This is a genomic window from Undibacterium sp. Ji42W (assembly GCF_049340405.1).
Classification (GTDB): Bacteria; Pseudomonadota; Gammaproteobacteria; order Burkholderiales; family Burkholderiaceae_D; genus Undibacterium.
Genome location: NZ_JBMPOV010000010.1, coordinates 68,988 through 89,675 on the forward strand (window position 1 = coordinate 68,988; position 20,688 = coordinate 89,675).

A 20,688-nucleotide genomic window follows, 5' to 3' on the forward strand; every position below is an offset into this window, starting at 1 on the left:
ATTGTTGTAATCGCTTGTGTGACTTCATCCCGATTTTAAAAATAGAAAACTCATTATGTCTGAAAACAAAGCGGCAAAAACTGCCAGTAAATACCCGGTCAACATGACCGAAACAGCTTTCCCCATGCGTGGCGATCTGGCCAAGCGCGAACCCAAGTGGGTCAAGGAATGGCAAGACAAAAAAGTGTATGAGCGTGTTCGCAAAGCATCTGCCGGCCGTCCTAAATTCATCCTGCATGACGGCCCACCGTATGCCAATGGTGATATCCATCTGGGTCATGCCGTCAACAAGATCTTGAAAGACATGATCGTCAAAGCCCGCACCATGGCTGGCTTTGATGCGCCGTATGTGCCAGGCTGGGATTGCCATGGCATGCCTATCGAAATCCAGGTAGAAAAACTGTTTGGCAAAAACCTGCCCGTGGCCGAAGTGCATGCCAAGGCACGCGTGTATGCAAATGAACAGATAGAAAAACAAAAAGCCGGCTTTATCCGTTTGGGTGTTTTGGGTGAATGGGATAATCCCTACAAAACCATGGCCTTTGGCAATGAAGCAGATGAATTGCGTGCACTCGGCAAATTGCTGGAAAAAGGTTATGTCTATCGCGGCCTGAAACCGGTCAACTGGTGTTTTGACTGCGGCTCTGCCCTGGCAGAAGCTGAGGTCGAATATGAAAACAAGCGCGATCCATCCATCGATGTCGGTTTCCCGTTTGCTGAACCAGAAAAATTGGCAGCCGCCTTCAAGCTCGACAAACTGCCACTGGACAAAGGCTATTGCGTCATCTGGACCACAACGCCATGGACCATCCCGTCCAACCAGGCGCTGAACATGCACCCTGAAATCACTTACGCACTGGTCAAGACCCAGCGCGATGGTGAAGACATCCTGCTGATATTGGCTCAAGACCTGGTTGAAGCCAGCCTCACCAACTACGGTTTGACAGGCGAAGTTATCGCGACTTGCCTGGGTGCGGAGTTGTCTGAAATCAAATTCAAACATCCACTGTCAGCACTGGATGCGGGCTATGACCGTTTTTCTCCAGTGTACCTGGGTGAATACGTCAGTACAGAAACCGGCACTGGCGTGGTCCACTCTGCGCCAGCCTACGGCATAGAAGATTTCCAGTCATGCAAGGCGCATGGCATGAAGGACGATGACATCATCGCCCCAGTCATGGGTGACGGCAAGTTTGCGTCCAGCCTGCCCTTCTTTGCCGGCATGACAATCTGGGAAGCATCAAAGCCTATCTGCGACAAGCTGCGTGAAGCAGGCACCCTGTTCGCGTTCAAGATGTTTGAGCATAGCTACATGCATTGCTGGCGTCATAAAACACCGATCATCTACCGCGCCACTTCACAGTGGTTTGCCAGCATGGACAATACGCCCAAAGCGGGCGGCGACAGTTTGCGCCAGACAGCATTGAAAGCCATCGACGACACCGCCTTCTTCCCGGCATGGGGCAAGGCCCGTTTGCATGGCATGATCGCCAACCGTCCTGACTGGACCTTGTCGCGCCAGCGTCAATGGGGTGTGCCTATGGCCTTCTTCCTGCATAAGGAAACTGGCCAATTGCATCCACGTACGCCAGAGCTGCTGGAACAAATCGCCCTGCGCATAGAAAAAGAAGGCATAGAAGCCTGGCAAAAAATCGAAGTCGCTGATTTGCTCGGCGATGAAGCTGCCATGTATGTGAAAAACCGCGATACGCTGGACGTGTGGTTTGATTCTGGTGTGACGCATCAGACTGTCTTGCGCGGCTCGCACAAGCAACAACTGCAGTTCCCGGCAGATTTGTATCTGGAAGGTTCCGACCAGCATCGTGGCTGGTTCCACTCTTCGCTGTTGACAGCGTCCATGCTGGATGGCCGTGCACCTTACAAAGCCTTGCTGACACATGGTTTTGTCGTCGATGGTCAAGGCCGCAAAATGTCCAAGTCCTTGAAAAATGGTATGGAGCCGCAAGAAATCTCCAGCACCTTGGGTGCTGACATCCTGCGTCTGTGGGTGGCGTCGTCTGATTATTCAGGTGAACTGTCGATCTCTGACGAAATCCTGAAACGTGTGACGGAAGCTTATCGCCGTATCCGCAACACCCTGCGCTTCCTGCTGGCTAACACCTCTGATTTTGATGCAGCAAAAGATGCCGTTGCGATCAATGAGTTGCTAGAGATAGACCGCTATGCCATCGCCAATATGGCAGCATTGCAAAAAGATATCCTGGCACATTTTGAGGCATTTGAATTCCATCCTGTGGTCAGCAAATTGCAGTCATTCTGTTCAGAAGATCTCGGTGGCTTCTACCTCGACATCCTGAAAGACCGTCTGTACACCAGCGGCGCCACTTCGCATGCGCGCCGTTCTGCACAAACGGCGATCTGGCATATCACGCAATCATTGCTGCGCCTGATGGCACCGATGTTGTCTTTCACGGCAGAAGAAGCATGGCAATTCTTTGCAGCTGCCGATGCCTACAAAGACAGCGATGAAACCATCTTCACGCAAACCTATTACAACTTGCCAGAAATCGTCGATGCAGAAGCCTTGCTGACCAAGTATGCCGCCTTGCGCGCAGTGCGCACGGATGTGACCAAGCAACTGGAAGAAGTGCGCGTGGCCGGTGGCATAGGTTCATCCTTGCAGGCAGAAGTGACGATCAAGGCAAGCGGCAGCAAATTCGATGTACTGAACAGCTTTGCCGATGACTTGAAATTCACCCTGATCACTTCAGCAGCAGGTGTGGAACAGGTTGCCAGCGAAGCAGAAGAAACTGTTGTCGTCACGCCATCCAAATACGAAAAATGCGAGCGTTGCTGGCATTATCGCGCGGATGTGGGCAGTAATGCTGAACACGCTGGCCTGTGTGGCCGCTGTGTCAGCAATCTGTTTGGCGCTGGTGAAGCACGTCGCTTTGCATAGTAAAAATGTAGTTGTAATGTAGTTGCGAGTATGGAGCAGGTGCAAACCTGCTCCTTCTTGCATTAATCAAGACTTCACAAGAGTTCAATATCCATGGCGACAAAAAAACGTCCTGCTGCATCAAATAATTCTTCAGGCGCCAAGTCATCTGGTTCTAGCCTGATACCCTGGCTGGGTCTGGCCGCCATCATTATCTTGCTGGATCAGGTCACAAAAATCACGATCAGCAAGGCCTTTGCCTATGCCGAAACCCTGAAAATTACCTCATTTTTCAACCTGACACTGGTGTACAACAAGGGAGCCGCTTTCAGCTTCCTGGCCGCAGAAGCAGGCTGGCAGCGTTATTTTTTTACTGCCATCGGTTTGATCGCAGCCGCCTATATCACTTACTTGCTGAAGCGCCATGCAGGACAAAAACTGTTTTGTACTGCACTGGCGCTGATCATGGGTGGTGCGCTCGGTAATGTCATTGACAGGGTGCTGTATGGCCATGTCATTGATTTTCTGGATTTTCATTACCTGGAAATTTACCATTTCCCGGCATTTAACATCGCTGACAGCGCGATTTGCGTAGGTGCGGCATTATTCATATTAGATGAATTACGCCGCGTCAAAAAATAAGGAATAGCATCATGAGTCTGCGACTGGCTGGTAAAAAGATTGTTCTGGGCCTGACTGGCGGCGTCGCCTGTTACAAAATTGCAGAACTGACGCGCGCACTCGGCAAAGCTGGGGCCGATGTACAGGTGGTGATGACAGAATCTGCCACCCATTTCATCACGCCAGTGACCATGCAAGCCCTGTCTGGCAATACGGTCTATACCGACCAATGGGATGCGCGCGTCAATAACAATATGCCGCACATAGACCTGACGCGGGATGCAGATGCCATCGTCATCGCGCCTTGCAGTACAGACTTTATCTTCAAGCTGGCGCATGGTGCCTGCAATGATTTATTATCGACCTTGTGCGTTGCCCGCCCAGCTCACTTGCCGTTGCTTATCGCTCCGGCAATGAATGTGGAGATGTGGCAAAACCCTGCCACGCAACGCAATGTGCAACAGATCAAGGCGGATGGCATACATCTGCTGGGTCCGGCTGCCGGTGACCAGGCTTGTGGTGAAACCGGCATGGGTCGCATGCTGGAACCCGAGCAGTTACTGACAGAAATCATTGCCTCTTTCCAGGCCAAGACATTGGCCGGCAAACATGTACTGATCACTGCCGGCCCTACGTTTGAACCGATAGACCCGGTACGCGGCGTCACCAATCTGTCGTCCGGCAAGATGGGTTATGCGATTGCGCAAGCCGCCTGGGAGGCTGGTGCCATTGTCACGCTGGTGTCTGGCCCAACCGCGCTGGATGCGCCGCATGGGGTGCGACGCGTCGATGTACAAACTGCGCAGCAAATGTTTGATGCGGTAGTGGCTCAACTGAAGCAGCACAAGCAGGATGTGTTTGTCGCCGTTGCCGCTGTCGCCGACTGGCGTGTTGCAAATGCCAGCACGCAGAAACTGAAAAAGACCAATGAAGGCGATGCGCCGCAACTGCAATTTGCGCAAAACCCTGACATATTGGCCAGCGTTGCCGCCATGCCGAATGCACCTTATTGCGTAGGCTTTGCCGCAGAATCAGAAAACCTTTTGCAATACGGCGCAGCCAAACGCCAAAAGAAAGACGTGCCCCTGCTAGTCGGCAATATCGGTCACCATACCTTTGGCAAGGATGAGAACGAGCTGGTGCTGTTTGACGTACATGGTCACACTGTACTGCCGCGTGCCAACAAACAAGCGCTGGCTCAACAACTCGTGGCAGAAATCGCCTTGCGCTCCAGCCTGATTTAAATCTTCCATTCATGCCCAGTGGCGAAAGCTTCTTGGGCATTATTTTTTGCTTTTTTTGCACAAGCCCATGAAAAACATAGACCTGAAAATTCTTGACAGCCGCATGAAAGACATGCTGCCAGCCTACGGCACACCAGGCAGCGCCGGCCTCGACCTACGCGCCTGCATAGATGAAGCAATTACCATACAACCCGGCCAGACAGTGTTGATCCCTACCGGCCTGGCGATACACATAGCTGACCCAGGCTACGCCGCCATGATCTTGCCGCGCAGCGGCATGGGCCACAAAAACGGTATCGTGTTGGGTAACCTGGTTGGTCTGATTGATTCCGACTATCAAGGTCAGCTTATGGTATCGACCTGGAACCGTGGTCAGTCAGAGTTCACGCTACAACCGATGGAGAGACTGGCGCAACTGATCATCGTTCCAGTGTTGCAAGTAGGCTTTAATATCGTCGATGAGTTTGGTCAGAGTGAGCGTGGCGAGGGTGGGTTTGGGAGTACGGGGAAGCATTAAAAACATTTGCCTGACGGTGAATGCCCTTTTCAGTCAATCTACGGCAATCACCGCTTCGTCGTTCCAGCCTGCGCTGGAGCGACGAAGCTAAGCCTACCGTAATTCAACTGCTGTGCACATCAAGTAATCAGTGTTGCAGTTGTCGCAATTTAGGCTAAGGTGGCCAATGCTGCCAGCAATTTAGCTTTCAACTCCTCATTCTTCAATTCTTGCTTCTCCACATCAAAATTCTCATAAAACGTCGGCACTGACAAGCTGGCCTTCAATTCCGCACCAAAAAATGGAGCAGATCCTGTTGCTGTGGCCAATACACTGGCACCACCACGCGCGCCTGGCGAAGTGGACAGCATGACCACAGGCTTGCCCTGGAACACCTTGCCATTGGCGCGTGAGCACCAGTCAAACAGGTTTTTATAAGCAGCGCTGTAAGAACCATTGTGTTCAGCAAAAGAAATCAGGAGGGCATCGCTGGCCGCGATCTTGTTCAGAAACGTCAGCGCCAGTGCAGGTTTGCCAAGTTCAGCTTCTCTATCTACGCTGAATAATGGCAATTCATAGTCATTCAAATCCAGCACGTCAATTTCTGCACCTGCCACCAGATTCGCAGCGTAAGTGACGAGTTGCTTGTTAACGGATTTTTTGCTGCTACTGGCGGCAAAGGCGAGTAATTTCATGATGATATCCCTGGTTAAAAAATTTGATGCAGATTGCGCATAAATCCGCTTGTCATATTGTAAATCAACTCATTACCTGACTCTATGATAAAACTAGATCAGCATGGGTAAAACTATAATCAACGATCTGGATTAAAATGCGAACCATAGCATCACTCAAACAGCATAATCACAATGTTAGTGTTTCATATTCCTTGGACATCCTTCACTGCCTCGAATACTGAATTGTTATTGCGATTGAAGTCTTTGCGCAAATCTCCATAGAAAGACAATTATGAGCGTCATCAGCCTGACCATCTCCGCACGTACGAAAGACCTTGGCGGTTTTACTGTCGGTCGCATTTTGCCATTTGCCAAACGGCATCTGGTTGGCCCTTTCATTTTTCTTGACCATATGGGTCCGGCACAATTCGAGGCCGGGCAAGGCATGGATGTGCGCCCACATCCGCATATAGGCTTAGCGACCGTCACTTATCTGTTTGAAGGCAGCATGTACCATCGGGACAGCCTGGGGTCAGAACAAGAGATACTGGCGGGTGCAGTCAACTGGATGACTGCCGGTAGCGGCATTACTCACTCAGAACGCAATAGCGATTTGCAGCGGGCGCAGACACGTACTGTGCATGGCCTGCAAAGCTGGGTAGCCTTGCCGAAAGAATTTGAAGAGGTTGAACCTTCATTTCATCATTATGCGGCTGAAAGCCTGCCTGTATTTGAGATAGACCAGGTGGCACTGAAGCTGATTGCTGGCTCTGCCTATGGGCACACCGCTCCCGTCAAAATTTTCAGCCCGCTGTTCTATGTAGAAGCAAAAATGCCTGCGGGTACACAGTTGCAAGTACCGGCAGAATATGCGGAACGTGCTTTGTATCTGATATCCGGCCAAGTGAGAATAGGTGAAGAGCTTGTACAGGAACGCACCATGCCTGTTTTTGTCGAGGGTGCAGACGTGACTATTACGGCGACCAGCGATGTCCATCTGGTGTTATTGGGCGGTGCAACATTGCCTGAACAGCGCTATATTTTCTGGAATTTTGTCTCCACTTCAGAAGCACGCATAGGGCAGGCAAAAGCGGAATGGAAGGCTGGGCGTTTTGCCAAAGTACCGGGCGACGACGAATTTATTCCATTACCAGAATAGGACCACAGTATGTCAGATAAAATCATTTCCGCCCACGTTGTAGAAACAGGCGAAAACGCCTTTGCCGTGGACATCAATGTTTCCGGCCATGTCATCAAAGGTGACGAACCGCTAGATGCTGGTGGCGGCAATCTTGGGCCCGCCCCTTTTGACTTATTGACGGCAGCGCTAGGTGAATGCACAGCCATGACAGTGCGCTGGTATGCCAGCCAGCATCAATGGCCTTTGGATAAGGTGGAAGTCAAATTGACGCATCACAAGGAAGGCGTGCAGGATATCTTCAAGAAGCAGGTTATCCTGCATGGTGACGACTTAACTGAAGAACAGCGTGCCAGACTTATCGCCATCGCAGCGAAATGCCCTGTACATAAGACCATCACCAGCTCGCCCATCATAGAAACCAGCGCTGGCTGAAAAAGCAAAAGCCCGGTTCAATGCTATCTGATCCGGGCTTTTTATTTGTACAACTACTTTTTCAGTTTGCGGCTGCGCCCCGCAGATTCACGCAGGATAGTGTAATTCCAGTCGTCATCATGAGAACCTACCGAGACGCGGAACATATCACTGTCGCCTTTCAGTCGCTTGCCAAGTGCGACATGCTTCTTGCTGACATCGCTACGTTCATAGACATCAACCTCGACTTCACTTCCTTCCAGGGCGGCCTGGGACAGCACTGCGTCTATGGTCTTGGTTGTATATTCAAGTACATATGTGGGAAGTGTCAGGCCTGCCATACTTGTCTCCATCACGCAAAAATATACAAAATTAATGAAAAACCCCGGCCGTAGCCGGGGCAGACAAGGGTGGAATTATTCTACTTCTACCACCTCTTGAGATGCCTCAGGTGGGGTGGCATCGCCTTCAGAAAATTCCAGTTTGACCTGGTCTTTATCATCAAGATCGACAATCACACGTCCGCCTGTCACCAGCTTACCGAATAAGAGCTCATCCGCCAAGGCTTTACGTATCATATCCTGTATCAGGCGTGCCATAGGGCGGGCACCCATCAAAGGATCAAAGCCTTTTTTGCCGAGGAACTTGCGCAGGTTTTCAGTAAATGTGGCTTCAACTTTTTTCTCATGCAATTGCTCTTCAAGTTGCATGAGGAACTTGTCGACCACACGCAAGATGATCTCTTCGTCGAGTGCACGGAAGCTGATAATGGCATCCAGACGGTTACGGAACTCGGGCGTAAACATGCGTTTGATATCTGCCATTTCATCGCCAGCTTCTTTGCTGTCGTTGAAACCGATAGAACGTTTTTGCAAACTTTCAGCGCCCGCATTTGTCGTCATGATAATAATGACATTGCGGAAATCTGCCTTGCGACCGTTGTTATCTGTTAACGTGCCATGATCCATCACCTGCAACAAGATGTTGAAAACATCAGGATGGGCTTTTTCAATTTCATCCAGCAACAACACGGCATGTGGTTTTTTGGTGATGGCCTCAGTCATCAAACCACCCTGGTCAAAGCCCACATAACCCGGGGGCGCACCGATCAAACGGCTGACGGCATGACGCTCCATGTATTCAGACATGTCAAAGCGGATCAGCTCTATACCCAGGGTAAAGGCCAATTGCTTGGCAACCTCGGTTTTACCAACACCGGTAGGACCGGAGAACAGGAAGGAACCGATAGGTTTGTCTGTCTTGCCCAAACCAGCACGCGCCATCTTGATTGAAGACGCCAGCGCCTCAATTGCAGGCTCCTGACCAAACACGACATTTTTGAGGTCGCGTTCTATGGTTTGCAACTTGCTGCGGTCATCCTGATTAACGGTTTGCGGCGGAATACGGGCGATTTTCGAAATGATGTCTTCGATATCGGCCTTGCCTATGGTTTTCTTTTGCTTGGACTTGGGCAAAATACGCTGCGCAGCACCAGCCTCGTCGATGACATCAATCGCCTTGTCGGGCAAATGACGGTCATTGATAAAGCGTGCTGACAGCTCAGCCGCAGTCGTCAGCGCCGAGGCTGAATACTTGACATTATGATGCTCTTCAAACTTGGATTTCAAGCCGCGCAAAATTTGCACCGTTTGCTCAACCGTTGGTTCATTGACATCAATCTTCTGGAAGCGACGTGCCAGCGCATGGTCTTTTTCAAAGACGCCACGGTATTCTGTGTAAGTGGTTGCGCCTATGCACTTCAGTTGTCCGCTGGACAAGGCCGGTTTCAACAGGTTGGACGCATCCAGCGTACCGCCCGATGCTGAGCCAGCACCGATAATGGTATGGATTTCATCAATGAACAAGATGCCGTTGGGCGTGTCTTTCAACTGCTTGAGCACACCTTTGAGACGCAACTCGAAATCACCCCGGTATTTGGTACCAGCCAGCAAAGCGCCCATGTCCAATGAATAGACGACGGCATTATTCAAAATATCCGGTACATCATTTTGGGTGATGCGCCATGCCAGACCCTCGGCGATGGCTGTTTTGCCAACACCGGCCTCACCTACCAGCAAAGGATTGTTTTTGCGGCGGCGGCAGAGAATCTGGATCACGCGCTCTACTTCGTTGTCGCGGCCAATCAGCGGATCTATCTTGCCTTCAGCAGCAGCCTTGTTGAGATTCTGGGTAAACTGATCAAGCGGATTTTCCTTGGCTTGCGCTTCCGCCTGGTTTTCTTCCGTGCCTTCGGGCGCTTTTTGTGGCTCGTTATGACTGTCTTTCCGCACACCGTGCGAAATAAAGTTGACCACGTCAAGACGCGTCACACCCTGCTGATGTAAATAATACACAGCATGCGAATCTTTTTCACCGAAGATAGCGACCAGCACATTTGCGCCAGTCACCTCTTTCTTGCCATTCGATGCCGACTGCACATGCATGATGGCGCGCTGTATCACACGCTGGAAGCCAAGTGTAGGCTGAGTATCAACCTCATTGGTACCAGGTACGGTAGGGGTATTATCAGTAATGAAATTACCCAGGGTTTTGCGCAAATCCTCAATATTCACTGCGCAGGCTCTCAACACCTCCGCAGCAGAAGGGTTATCCAGCAAGGCAAGCAACAGATGCTCAACCGTGATGAATTCATAACGAGCCTGCCTGGCCTCGACAAAGGCCATATGCAAACTAACTTCCAGTTCTTGCGCAATCATACTTCCTCCATCACACATTGCAGGGGGTGTCCTGCCTTACGGGCGTGCGTTAAAACGAGTTCCACTTTGGTCAGCGCAATATCCTTGGAATAAACACCACATATCCCTTTGCCATCCCTGTGTACCTTGAGCATGATCTGCATGGCAGTCTCACGATCCTTGTTAAAATATTCCTGAACGATCGCCACCACAAACTCCATAGGAGTGTAGTCGTCGTTGAGTAAAATTACCTGATACATGGAAGGCGGTTTTAACTTCTGCGCCTGCTTTTCCAGTATCGTACCGTTTTCTTGCTTGTTTCCCATACGTATATTCTAGTACGTTGATTCATTTCAGAGACAAATAATAAGCGAATAAAAACGGCTTAGTTCTCTCGCTAGTCAATGTTACGCGTTTTCTGCTTTCCTCGCAGATGGTGATCAATTCCTTTAGATCAAGTTTCAACAGCAAAACTATTTCTCTATGCCAAATACAACAGTATTTTCTTGTCATTAAGTAAAAATACAACAGTACTGCAAAACTAGGCCATATGTAACCAGAAGTTTCTTGACTTTAGCTTTTTTTCCGCCAAGAATGATATTTATTGACAAATAAAGTAGTAAATCGTCAATATGAAGTGAGCAGGTCAAGGGGGAGGTAGCGTAGTGCTAGGTTTCTTGCTTTTACGGCTCGTGTGATTAGTTTTTATTTGAAAGATGCATTATGGCAACAGGTACCGTCAAGTGGTTCAATGATTCCAAAGGTTTCGGCTTTATCACTCCGGATGACGGTGGTGAGGATTTGTTCGCCCACTTTTCCGCAATCCAGATGAACGGCTTCAAGACCCTGAAAGAAGGTCAAAAAGTTTCGTTCGAAGTCACGCAAGGCCCTAAAGGCAAGCAAGCTTCTAACATCCAAAACCCTTAATCTTAGATTCGTCACTGATTTTGGTTTTTTAAAAAGCCCCGCAATTGCGGGGCTTTTTTTCATCCTTCTCGATTTTGCCCTTCCCGCCATTCCTCATCCATCAAATTATTAAATTTTGCTTTCAGTGAGTTCAAGGCTACAGTAGATGCCTTTAGAGAACGCAGGCCCAGATTTTCCACATGAAGCTCAGGCATAAAATCATCTTGTTGGCGGTTGCTCCCCTGCTATTGGCATTCGCCGGTATTGCATTGGCGGTGTTTTATCAAGCCACTTTTTTGGCCAAGCAACAAAGAAGCACGGTAGAGCAAGCCTACATCGCCAGCAAGGAAGCCGAACTGAAGCATTATGTCACGCTGGGCGCAGCGGCGATTTCCCATCTGTATAACGGCAAACAGCAAAGCCCTGCCACGCTGGAAGAGGCAAAAAAAATCCTGGCTGCCCTGGATTTTGGTGATGATGGTTATTTTTACATCTACGACATGCAAGGCAAAAACCTTATGCACCCACGCCAGACTGACCTGGTCGGCAAGAATTTATGGGGCATGACAGACCCACAGGGCAATTTCACCATTCAGGATCTGATCAATAAAGCCAAATCAGGTGGCGGTGCCATACGCTATATGTGGGAAAAACCATCGATGCAAAAGGTCATGCCAAAACTGGGTTATGTCATACAGTTAGAGAAATGGGGCTGGATGATGGGTACCGGCATTTACCTTGATGATGTTGATAGTGCCCTCAATAAAATTGACATACAAGTGGCGAAAAACATACAAAGCACGATGTCATGGATCGCTGGCATCGCCATCATCAGTGCGCTACTGATCGCCTTGTCTGGTCTGGCCCTGAATATCACTGAATCACGTCTGGCCGAAGCCAAGCTCAAGGTACTCGCGCAAAGCATAGTCAGCTCACAGGAAGATGAACGAGCCAGGCTATCGCGTGACTTGCATGATGGTCTGAGTCAATTGCTGGTCTCGGTCAAACTGCAAATAGAATCTGGGATGGTCAAACTCAGCCAGGCATCGGCAGGGCCCGAGGCAGCCAAACTGTCCTTTGCCCGCGCTACTGATCAATTGAATAAAGCACTCAGCGAAGTCAGACGTATCTCGCACAACCTGCGCCCCGCCCTGCTGGATGACCTGGGCCTGGTTGCTGCCTTTGAGCATCTGGCAGATGAATTTGAAAATGCCAGCGGCTTGCCAGTCAGCTTCCATGCCGCCGGAGATTTTCATGTACTGGATGAAATCAGCAACACGGTCTTGTTCCGGGTAGCGCAAGAAGCACTGACAAATATCCATAAGCATGCCCAGCAAGTCAGCCATGTCCGCGTGCAATTACTCAGCGATGCCGAATCTGTCAATCTCGTTATCGCGGACGATGGCGGCGGATTCGACATCAAGGGAGTGGCCAACCACCCGCACCGCGGCATAGGGATGAGCAATATGCGCGAACGCCTGGCAGCGATCAATGGCAGTTTGGAATTACAATCAGGTACCAGCGGCACCACAGTGACAGCGCGCATACCCAACGGAGACAACAAATGATTGATCATATGACTGATCAGGTGGTCGATCACGTCACCGATCAACTCCCGGTCCAGCCAACGCGGCAAATACATTTATTACTGGTGGATGATCACCCGCTGGTCAGGGACGGGCTCAGGGCAAGGCTGGAAACCATCGCCAGCATCAAAATCGCTGGTGAGGCGGGCACCACAGAGGAAGCACTGGCAATCGCCGCCAGCAAGCCTGTAGACCTCATCCTGATGGATATCAACCTCGGCACAGGAAATGGCATCAGCCTCACAGCCAGATTCAAAAACGATTACCCCGACATTGCCGTCATCATGTTGTCCATGCACGAAAAAACTGAATACGTGAACCAGTCCATGCAGGCAGGGGCCCGTGCTTATGTACTAAAAGATGCACCTGCAGTAGAAATTATCGAGGCAATTGATAACGTTGTCGCTGGCGGGACCTATTTCAGTTCTGGCTTGAAAAAACAAACCACGATCAACGAAAGCCATGAGGTACTGACGCAACGAGAAAAATCTATCTTGTCATGCATCGCCACCGGCAAGTCCAACAAGCATATCGCCAAGGAACTGGGCCTTAGTGTCAGGACTGTGGAAACACACAGGCTCAATATCAAACGCAAGCTCAATATTGAAGGTCAGGCTGATTTAATACGTTATGCATTAAATAATGTGATTGCATAAAAATTAGCCCATCGCAGCAAACAATCTGGCTGCACCTGGTAAAAAGCCAGCAGGCTGGCTTTTTGTCTTTAGGACTTACGCAAAACTGCCCAAGCTGCGTTGCGGCTCCTCGCCTTACTAAAGTACTGTCTTCGTCGCTACGCTTTGCTGGAGCAATTTTGTGTGAGTCCTGGTCTTATTTCTTCTTGAAAGTTTCCAATGAACGATTGCGATAATCCCAATCCTCTTTGTCTAAATCGTGTAAGGCTCCAATTTCAATATTGATTTGCTTAATCATTGCATTATATTGATTCATGTCCTGATCATTTTCAAACATCAATGAATTCGCTTCAAACTTGATTTTTCCAAAGCGATTTTCACAAAGGCTCAAGATTTGCTTGACCAATTCAATGTAGGTTCGCAAGTGCTCGTTACGTCGCAACCGAAAATCAAGAATTCTTTCCATGGAATTCCGGTTACTTATTGCAAGCTCTTCTCTTTTTTGAGCGGGCATGGCAATTTTTTCGAGTGCCGTTGTATATGCTGCCCGCAAACTATCAAAACGCTTGGAATTATTATCAAACATCGTCTCTGTTGCCAGAATCGATAAATTGCTATTCTCCAGTCCCTGACGAGTAGTCAAACTCAGTGGTAACAAAACCTTGTCAAGCTGCAGTGTTTTCAACTCTTCAGAAAATTGCAAATTCTGTTTGAGGTTTGCCCTGAGATAATTCAGTGTCAGGCGTGATTCCTGGTCAAATGAGCGTAGGCCCGTGAGTGGAATACGGTCTGACAAATTAAGGTTATCAGGATTTTCTTCTTTTTCAGCTTTTAACCCGCGCTCCATTAATTCGGCAATCACTTTGCGCGCAGACTGTACCCGGCCCTGCAATTCTTCTCTTGACCAGTTACCCAGCATTTCCTTGCGTTCTTCCAGACTATTAGTCAGCGCATTGAGCAAACTCAGGTAAGTCGGCGAAGTGCGGAATTCATTGACAGATTTTTGATCTGCCGGGCTCAGTTTCTTGAATTCTCGCCTTGCCACATCTGTGTTCTGGTTCATTTCAAACTGGGCGATACGCGTAGAATTTCTGCCCGCAGGCTTGGGTAATTCTTTCAAAAGCTTTTGCGCATAGTCGTTTGACAAATATTTCGCCATGACTGTAGAGACATGGAGATTGATTGCATCAACAGTAAACGGGCGCATAAATACGTCCACATCCAGATACGCTTCTGGTTTGGTGGTGTTGGTATTTTCAACATCCCGGCGAATTGCAGTTTGTATACTTTGATCAAAACCGATGATACGCACGATTTGCTGCATGTCATCCACTTTCGCGGGGTTGCTTATCGGTATCCCCGCAGCACCCGCTACTAAAGTCACACCTGCCAGCAGCAGGGCCATCAAAAATCGAACCACAAACATTTACTACTCCCTCATTCAATTTATATTTTTTATTTGATTTTTTATTTGATTTTTTTCAAACGCTCTACTTCGTACTCCGCCAGGGGACGATATTCCCCGGTCAAAATATTTTTTTCAACTGAACGCTGCGTGTAGACCAGGGTTTTGAGCTTGTTTCCATTCACAACATTTAATTGTCCAATATAGAAATAAGCTTCTGCCAAAGCTGCATCAAGTTCGTCTCCGGTATGCTTATGCACCTGCTGCAAAACCTGCTCTTCAGGTTTGCCGCTTATCATGGTCGCTGCGAGCATGGCATTGAGCCAGTCGTCACCATCATAAATTGCAGCTGGCAAGCTGGCTTGCGGATTTTGGCGCCTGAGTGCGAGGTGACGCATGATGCTGGCGCGTAATTTAAGTTCTGTGGAGCTGCTTTGCTCTGCGGAAGAAGTAAAGCTTTCAGCAGCTTCGCGCCATTTACCCAAGGCGTATAAAGACATGCCACGCAGCATCGACACATCGCTATCAGTCCTGCCCTGGGCCAGAAACCGGGCACTTTCACTTTCACTATTCTTGAAGTCGCCAATGGCGAAGTAGATTTTTGCCCGGCAACGCAGATACTCCTGGGTATCCATACCCTCTTTTTGAATAGCCTGCAGATCTGTGCTGGCTTCAGACTTGCGCCCCAGCTTTGCATACGCCAGGCCGCGCTCACACAAAGCGACACCGGGATGATTGCCGTTTGCCCGCGCTTCATTGATTTGCCTGGATTTGTTGCGGATACTATCTTCAAGTTGCTCTTTGATTTTTTGCCTGACAGGCAGTGCCACATCCGGCTGTTTGCGGTCAGCAAGCACCTTCACATCAGTGCTGCGTATTTGCACAGAACCTTCCAGCATGGCACTGACCTTACGCGTGTCAGCCATAAAATCAACTACTTCTTGTGGCTGGACACGGTCTTTCAAACTACGTAGTTCAACAGAAGCCCTGAAGACATTTTTCTTGAAAGTTAGCACTTCATTTGCCTGGAATGCAGCGTTCTCGATTTTAGCCGTCGATGGGTTATAGTTGGCATTTACCTCTTCTGGCAAAATAACTTCCAGCTCATAGCGTAGTAGTGGCGGTTGCGTAGGTGTTGTCAAAGGCTGCTTACGCTTGGGATTTTCTGGCAAGAAGAAACGCTCACGCATATTTGAAGCCTGATAACGCATTTGCCAGCCTATGGAATTCTTGGTCAGCATCGCCGGTATCTGAAAATTCAATTCAATATTAAGCGTATTTGCCTGGCGATTGTCGGTGACGGTTGGGCCAGACTTCAGCTCTGCGTTTGGGTAGCGTCGCAAGACCGATGCAATATAGTTATTCTTTAACTGCTCCTTACTTTGTCTGGCGAGATAAAAACGCGCATGCTCTGCATCTATCCCTGCATATTGATGGGTCACCTGAAACTCCGCCACGCCATCCAGTTTTTCCAAACGTACTGTCTCCAACCGGCCTGTCACTGTGGGTGTGCCGTCTTCGTTCTTTGGGATGCCTGTCAGATCGTACGTGTCCTTTTGGATGACGAGTACTTGCGCCCCCTCATGTGCCTGTCCCATATTCACCAGTGGGCCATATTGGGCTGCCCTGGTAGGATCGAGATAATATAATTTGCCATTGACCTTTGCCCTGACAATTGCATGATCAAATGCCATAGGCGTTGGCAACATTTTTGTCGGCATTGCTGGATTAGATGCAGAAATTAATACAGGGGAAGCTTCTATACCCAGTTTGCGTAAAAGCGTGGCCAGCAGTAAAGACTTATCCTTGCAATCACCATACCGTCGCGCCAACACTACTTCAGGCGCAAAAGGTTTATGAGAATTCTCACCGATTGAAATCGACAGGTAGCGTATCTCGGACTGCACATAGGCCAAAGCCCGCTGGACAGTTTCATCTGTGTTGGCAACACCACGCAAACTGGCTACCACCTTGTCGACCTCAACACTCGCGGTATTCACATCGAACAGGGATTGTGCCCACTGATTGACTTGACTCCATTGTGAAAATTCAGAAAACTGTACGAATCTGAACTGGAATACATCACGGGGAACATAGGGTTCAAATTCTATGGCTTTTAATTGTTCCGCCGAAAAAGTAATCATTTTCCGGCCTGCGGCCTGCTCTTCTTTGATCTGGATATTGCCATCACCCTGACCGAGAAGGCGGTATTTGATGGGCCTGCTGATAGGAGAACTAAGACGTATGCGCTTGCGTAAAACGGGATAGACATTGTCCCATACCATCGACTGGAAAAAATTTCCGTCAAAAACCGGGTTCTGGCCTGTCGTAGAATAGGCAACATCAACAATGTCACCAACACGGATATCTTCAATAACGATGGACGCAGTGACTGAACCGGTGAAGATACCTGAATCCAGTTCGCTTTCCATTTGCAGATAGCGGATATCTGCTGTATTGGTCTTGTCAAATATCTGGCTACCCCGTATCACCTTGATACTGTGCAAACCCACTTTTTGATATTCAGGGTGAAATGAAATTTCAATCCGGCCCACTTGCGTCAGCATTGATGCTTCATTCGCTTGCATCATGCGATGCACATACGTCGTTGCTTGTTTGTCGACAAAAATCTGAACGTCAGATAGACGCACGACTATGGGCGCGGCAGTATTGGTATCGGCGATTTGCCGGCCATTATCCTGATCCACCCAGGCAGGCACCGCCTCGCTACGCGTCAGGTTTTTTTCAAATCGCTGGAAGTCTTGTAATTTGACATTTGCCTGTCCCTCTGCTTGGTCAGCGGATGCAGAACTGCAACACATCCAGGCTAACAAAAACAGACAAATGTGCACGAGGAAGGTGCTGTCATATTTTTTAGTCAGTCTGATCAATTTGATCAACTCAGATGGGGCTTGTGTCGTAAATGGCGTCATAAATATGCAAAGAAGGTATCACTCGCTTGAATTCATGATCAAGAAAGTGAATAGCATCCTTCCATCAAAAGCCATGTGAACACAGACCAGAACGGTCGTATCCGGGTCTCGAAGCAATGATCCAACACACTATCCTGCCTTGAAAATCAACTTCGAGATTTGTTTTTCTTCTTGATTTTATCAGAATGAAATGTCTCTTTGGTAAAACTCTACAGAAGAAACGCTTCGAAATTGCCGAGTTGCACAACAAAAAATAGCCCCGTCACAAAAGAAAAAGCCCCCTGTCTTAAAACAGAGGGCTTTAACTGTCTCTTTGTATCTGACTAAATTTCTTTAAGCCAGAATAAAAGAATCAAATTTACATGTTTTCAATCATGACATCGCCAAAACCAGAGCAAGACACTTGTGTAGCGCCTTCCATCAAACGAGCGAAGTCATAAGTAACTTTCTTGGCTGTGATGGCTTTTTCTGTTGCGCTGATCAACAGATCAGCAGCTTCCAGCCAGCCCATGTGGCGCAACATCATTTCTGCGGACAAGATCAGGGAACCTGGGTTCACATAATCTTTACCAGCATACTTAGGTGCCGTACCGTGAGTTGCTTCAAACATCGCGATAGAGTCAGACAAGTTAGCACCTGGAGCAATACCGATACCACCAACCTGAGCTGCCAGCGCGTCAGAGATATAGTCGCCGTTCAGGTTCAGTGTAGCGATAACGCTGTATTCTGCCGGACGCAACAGGATTTGCTGCAAGAATGCATCAGCGATAGAATCCTTGACGGTGATTTCTTTACCTGTTCTTGGATTCTTGAATTTGCACCATGGGCCACCGTCGATCAGTTCAGCGCCGAATTCTTTTTGCGCCAAAGCATATGCCCAATCGCGGAAGCCGCCTTCGGTGTACTTCATGATGTTGCCTTTGTGGACGATAGTCACAGATGGCTTGTCATTGTCGATTGCGTACTGGATGGCTTTGCGTACCAGACGTTCTGTACCTTCGCGGGACACTGGTTTGACGCCGATACCAGAAGTTTCTGGGAAACGGATTTTCTTGACGCCCATTTCTTCAGTCAGGAACTTGATCAGTTTTTTAACCTGCTCAGAGCCTTCAGCGAATTCGATACCAGCATAGATATCTTCAGAATTTTCACGGAAGATGACCATGTCTGTTTTTTCTGGCTCACGCACTGGAGATGGCACGCCTTTGAAATAACGCACTGGGCGCAGGCAAACATACAAATCCAACTCTTGACGCAAGGCCACGTTCAAGGAACGGATGCCGCCACCAACTGGCGTAGTCAACGGACCTTTGATGGAAACTACGTAGTCTTTCAAGACTTTCAGTGTTTCTTCTGGCAACCAGACATCAGGGCCATATACTTTCGTCGATTTTTCGCCCGCATAGATTTCCATCCAGCTGATTTTGCGTTTGCCGCCATAGGCTTTTGCTACGGCCGCATCAACGACCTTGATCATGACCGGGCTGATATCAACGCCAGTACCATCACCTTCGATGAATGGGATGATAGGATTGTCAGGAACATTCAATGAAAAATCAGCATTGACGGTAATTTGTTTACCTTCAGCAGGTACTTGAATATGTTGATACATCGTTTTCTCCGTAGTTGGGCGATCAAGCGGGTCACGCTTTTCTCATCATCTGCCTTGCGTGTTTATATTTTGTAGAGTAATCACTCTTCTATAAGACACAAGACCATCTTTTCGTATTATGCACTACTATTTTACCGTATGCCATCAGTTTGTCAGCTTTGCTGGCCTCTTACAGGCTTCGGTTCTCACGTACTACACTATTAAAAATACAAAATGGCAAGCTTCACGACAATCCCGCCCATGAAGCTTGCAGCCTGGCGGGATTAAAAGCATTTCATCAGCCATTTCTTTCAGCGTGACGAGGTGTCAGTCAGAGCGGGCCTGGCTACCGGACAATCCTCAGCAAACTCCTCATTTCATTGTATTTTACGGTTACCATATTGCCATGAAACTGATTTTACTTAACAAACCATTTAATGTGATGTGCCAGTTTTCGGCACATCCCAGCCGCCCGACCCTGGCTGACCATATCAAGATACCGCATATCTATCCCGCTGGCAGGCTTGATGCAGATAGTGAGGGACTGATATTACTGACTGATGACGGCCAGCTACAAAACCGTATCAGCCATCCCGGTCACAAACAGCCAAAAACTTATCTGGTGCAAGTCGAGGGCACACCCACACGCGAAGCACTGGAAAAACTGCGTCAGCCTTTGGACCTGGGTGATTTCGTGACCCAACCCTGCGTCGCCAAACACATATATCCACCTGAATGGCTGTGGCCGCGCAATCCGCCAGTGCGTGACAGGGCCACGATACCAACGAGCTGGTTAAGTCTGACTTTGTCAGAAGGGAAGAATCGCCAGGTCAGGCGCATGACGGCAGCAGTTGGTTTGCCAACCTTGCGCCTGGTGCGCATCAGCATAGGTGGGTATTCGTTGGAAACCCACCCTTTACTACCCGGTGAATGGCAAGAAGTTAAAATTTAAATAATGTTTGCACAGAAATTCAGAAAAAAATCCATAAACCTTATAAATTAATTAGAATTCTTGTCAACGCGCCATTCCCTGGCCGCGTTATTTGCCTTGATTCAACTGAATCGCTCTTAACCAATACTTTATGAAGGACACCAAAATGAAAAAATTGATCGCCGCTCTGGTCGTAGGTCTGTTTGCTTCTGCTGCTTTCGCCCAGGCACCTGCTCCTTCAGCATCCGCTGCTGCTTCTACTGAAGCTTCCAAACCAGCTAAAAAAGCGAAGAAAGCTAAAAAAGCTAAAGCCGCATCTGCATCCGCTTCTGCATCCATGTAATTCTGCCCCTTTCCAGGACAGGATCAAGGCAGGCTTACCACCTGCCTTTTTTTACGTCCAAAATTATCTGCCCCCAGTTTTATTTACGCCAAGCCGCAATGTAAATTTACAGAAGCATTTACAGGATAGACAGGATAGAAAAAAAACAAAAGCCGCAATAAATTGCGGCTTTT

Annotated in this window: 18 protein-coding genes; 10 read left to right on the forward strand and 8 right to left on the reverse strand. The window is 48.7% G+C overall.

The window, feature by feature from the left end; all coding sequences use genetic code 11:
• The first annotated feature begins 55 nt into the window (after positions 1-55).
• From ileS to dut, 4 genes are all read left to right on the forward strand, one after another.
• Positions 56-2,920: an isoleucine--tRNA ligase gene (gene ileS, locus ACO0LG_RS21275; RefSeq protein ID WP_423029564.1), complete on the forward strand. Its 2,865-nt coding sequence runs from the start codon at positions 56-58 to the stop codon at positions 2,918-2,920.
• Positions 2,921-3,013: 93 nt separating this feature from the next.
• Positions 3,014-3,541, forward strand: coding sequence for a signal peptidase II (gene lspA / locus ACO0LG_RS21280; RefSeq protein WP_423029565.1), 528 nt, complete (start codon positions 3,014-3,016; stop codon positions 3,539-3,541).
• Positions 3,542-3,558: 17 nt separating this feature from the next.
• Complete coding sequence (gene coaBC / locus ACO0LG_RS21285; RefSeq protein WP_423029726.1) at positions 3,559-4,764, forward strand: bifunctional phosphopantothenoylcysteine decarboxylase/phosphopantothenate--cysteine ligase CoaBC; 1,206 nt, start codon at positions 3,559-3,561, stop codon at positions 4,762-4,764.
• A 67-nt stretch (positions 4,765-4,831) separates the two neighbouring features.
• Positions 4,832-5,281 (forward strand): dUTP diphosphatase, encoded by a 450-nt coding sequence (gene dut, locus ACO0LG_RS21290; RefSeq protein WP_162040755.1) that lies wholly within the window; start codon positions 4,832-4,834, stop codon positions 5,279-5,281.
• A gap of 149 nt (positions 5,282-5,430) precedes the next feature.
• On the opposite strand, the gene ACO0LG_RS21295 is transcribed toward dut, so the two are convergent.
• Entirely contained in the window at positions 5,431-5,955 is a 525-nt protein-coding gene (locus ACO0LG_RS21295) for an NADPH-dependent FMN reductase (RefSeq protein ID WP_423029566.1), read from the reverse strand.
• Positions 5,956-6,229: 274 nt separating this feature from the next.
• Between ACO0LG_RS21295 and ACO0LG_RS21300 the strand changes: the two genes are divergently transcribed.
• Complete coding sequence (locus ACO0LG_RS21300; RefSeq protein ID WP_423029567.1) at positions 6,230-7,096, forward strand: pirin family protein; 867 nt, start codon at positions 6,230-6,232, stop codon at positions 7,094-7,096.
• Between the two features lie 9 nt (positions 7,097-7,105).
• Positions 7,106-7,510 (forward strand): OsmC family protein, encoded by a 405-nt coding sequence (locus ACO0LG_RS21305; RefSeq protein ID WP_423029568.1) that lies wholly within the window; start codon positions 7,106-7,108, stop codon positions 7,508-7,510.
• Between the two features lie 53 nt (positions 7,511-7,563).
• Here the strand turns inward: ACO0LG_RS21305 and ACO0LG_RS21310 are convergent, their stop codons facing one another.
• The 3 genes from ACO0LG_RS21310 to clpS all read right to left on the reverse strand — a co-directional run bounded on the left by ACO0LG_RS21310 (position 7,564) and on the right by clpS (position 10,511).
• On the reverse strand, positions 7,564-7,830 hold the full coding sequence (locus ACO0LG_RS21310) for a hypothetical protein (RefSeq protein ID WP_423029569.1): 267 nt from the start codon (positions 7,828-7,830) through the stop codon (positions 7,564-7,566).
• A 75-nt stretch (positions 7,831-7,905) separates the two neighbouring features.
• Positions 7,906-10,206 (reverse strand): ATP-dependent Clp protease ATP-binding subunit ClpA, encoded by a 2,301-nt coding sequence (clpA, locus tag ACO0LG_RS21315; protein WP_423029570.1) that lies wholly within the window; start codon positions 10,204-10,206, stop codon positions 7,906-7,908.
• Entirely contained in the window at positions 10,203-10,511 is a 309-nt protein-coding gene (clpS, locus tag ACO0LG_RS21320; RefSeq protein ID WP_422942422.1) for an ATP-dependent Clp protease adapter ClpS, read from the reverse strand. Before clpS ends, clpA begins: the two co-directional genes overlap by 4 nt.
• A gap of 397 nt (positions 10,512-10,908) precedes the next feature.
• On the opposite strand from clpS, the gene ACO0LG_RS21325 reads away from it, so the two are divergent.
• From ACO0LG_RS21325 to ACO0LG_RS21335, 3 genes are all read left to right on the forward strand, one after another.
• Positions 10,909-11,112: a cold-shock protein gene (locus ACO0LG_RS21325; protein ID WP_110257373.1), complete on the forward strand. Its 204-nt coding sequence runs from the start codon at positions 10,909-10,911 to the stop codon at positions 11,110-11,112.
• Between the two features lie 179 nt (positions 11,113-11,291).
• Positions 11,292-12,659: a cache domain-containing protein gene (locus tag ACO0LG_RS21330; protein WP_423029571.1), complete on the forward strand. Its 1,368-nt coding sequence runs from the start codon at positions 11,292-11,294 to the stop codon at positions 12,657-12,659.
• Positions 12,656-13,333: a response regulator transcription factor gene (locus tag ACO0LG_RS21335; protein ID WP_423029572.1), complete on the forward strand. Its 678-nt coding sequence runs from the start codon at positions 12,656-12,658 to the stop codon at positions 13,331-13,333. The genes ACO0LG_RS21330 and ACO0LG_RS21335 overlap by 4 nt, the downstream gene beginning before the upstream one ends.
• Positions 13,334-13,508: 175 nt before the next feature.
• Here the strand turns inward: ACO0LG_RS21335 and ACO0LG_RS21340 are convergent, their stop codons facing one another.
• From ACO0LG_RS21340 to icd, 3 genes are all read right to left on the reverse strand, one after another.
• A complete protein-coding gene (locus ACO0LG_RS21340; RefSeq protein WP_423029573.1) occupies positions 13,509-14,717 on the reverse strand; it encodes a hypothetical protein in 1,209 nt (402 codons plus the stop codon).
• Between the two features lie 62 nt (positions 14,718-14,779).
• Positions 14,780-17,650: a DUF3857 domain-containing protein gene (locus ACO0LG_RS21345; protein ID WP_423029574.1), complete on the reverse strand. Its 2,871-nt coding sequence runs from the start codon at positions 17,648-17,650 to the stop codon at positions 14,780-14,782.
• A 358-nt stretch (positions 17,651-18,008) separates the two neighbouring features.
• Positions 18,009-19,262, reverse strand: coding sequence for an NADP-dependent isocitrate dehydrogenase (gene icd / locus ACO0LG_RS21350; protein WP_423029575.1), 1,254 nt, complete (start codon positions 19,260-19,262; stop codon positions 18,009-18,011).
• A 385-nt stretch (positions 19,263-19,647) separates the two neighbouring features.
• On the opposite strand from icd, the gene ACO0LG_RS21355 reads away from it, so the two are divergent.
• Positions 19,648-20,193 (forward strand): pseudouridine synthase, encoded by a 546-nt coding sequence (locus tag ACO0LG_RS21355; RefSeq protein WP_423029576.1) that lies wholly within the window; start codon positions 19,648-19,650, stop codon positions 20,191-20,193.
• Between the two features lie 87 nt (positions 20,194-20,280).
• Here ACO0LG_RS21355 and ACO0LG_RS21360 read toward each other — a convergent pair whose 3' ends face one another.
• Positions 20,281-20,511 carry a hypothetical protein gene (locus tag ACO0LG_RS21360; protein ID WP_423029577.1) on the reverse strand — a complete coding sequence of 77 codons (231 nt, stop codon included), beginning with the start codon at positions 20,509-20,511 and terminating at the stop codon, positions 20,281-20,283.
• Positions 20,512-20,688: the final 177 nt, after the last annotated feature.

Bases quoted from the DNA above. Each gene is read 5' to 3' on its own strand.
- ACO0LG_RS21325 (WP_110257373.1), top strand. From the start codon at position 10,909: ATGGCAACAGGTACCGTCAAGTGGTTCAATGATTCCAAAGGTTTCGGC.
- icd (WP_423029575.1), bottom strand. From the start codon at position 19,262: ATGTATCAACATATTCAAGTACCTGCTGAAGGTAAACAAATTACCGTC.
- clpS (WP_422942422.1), bottom strand. From the start codon at position 10,511: ATGGGAAACAAGCAAGAAAACGGTACGATACTGGAAAAGCAGGCGCAG.
- ACO0LG_RS21360 (WP_423029577.1), bottom strand. From the start codon at position 20,511: ATGGATGCAGAAGCGGATGCAGATGCGGCTTTAGCTTTTTTAGCTTTC.
- ACO0LG_RS21300 (WP_423029567.1), top strand. From the start codon at position 6,230: ATGAGCGTCATCAGCCTGACCATCTCCGCACGTACGAAAGACCTTGGC.
- ACO0LG_RS21340 (WP_423029573.1), bottom strand. From the start codon at position 14,717: ATGGCCCTGCTGCTGGCAGGTGTGACTTTAGTAGCGGGTGCTGCGGGG.
- lspA (WP_423029565.1), top strand. From the start codon at position 3,014: ATGGCGACAAAAAAACGTCCTGCTGCATCAAATAATTCTTCAGGCGCC.
- ACO0LG_RS21305 (WP_423029568.1), top strand. From the start codon at position 7,106: ATGTCAGATAAAATCATTTCCGCCCACGTTGTAGAAACAGGCGAAAAC.
- ACO0LG_RS21355 (WP_423029576.1), top strand. From the start codon at position 19,648: ATGAAACTGATTTTACTTAACAAACCATTTAATGTGATGTGCCAGTTT.
- dut (WP_162040755.1), top strand. From the start codon at position 4,832: ATGAAAAACATAGACCTGAAAATTCTTGACAGCCGCATGAAAGACATG.
- ACO0LG_RS21330 (WP_423029571.1), top strand. From the start codon at position 11,292: ATGAAGCTCAGGCATAAAATCATCTTGTTGGCGGTTGCTCCCCTGCTA.
- ACO0LG_RS21335 (WP_423029572.1), top strand. From the start codon at position 12,656: ATGATTGATCATATGACTGATCAGGTGGTCGATCACGTCACCGATCAA.
- ACO0LG_RS21310 (WP_423029569.1), bottom strand. From the start codon at position 7,830: ATGGCAGGCCTGACACTTCCCACATATGTACTTGAATATACAACCAAG.
- clpA (WP_423029570.1), bottom strand. From the start codon at position 10,206: ATGATTGCGCAAGAACTGGAAGTTAGTTTGCATATGGCCTTTGTCGAG.
- ileS (WP_423029564.1), top strand. From the start codon at position 56: ATGTCTGAAAACAAAGCGGCAAAAACTGCCAGTAAATACCCGGTCAAC.
- ACO0LG_RS21295 (WP_423029566.1), bottom strand. From the start codon at position 5,955: ATGAAATTACTCGCCTTTGCCGCCAGTAGCAGCAAAAAATCCGTTAAC.
- ACO0LG_RS21345 (WP_423029574.1), bottom strand. From the start codon at position 17,650: ATGACGCCATTTACGACACAAGCCCCATCTGAGTTGATCAAATTGATC.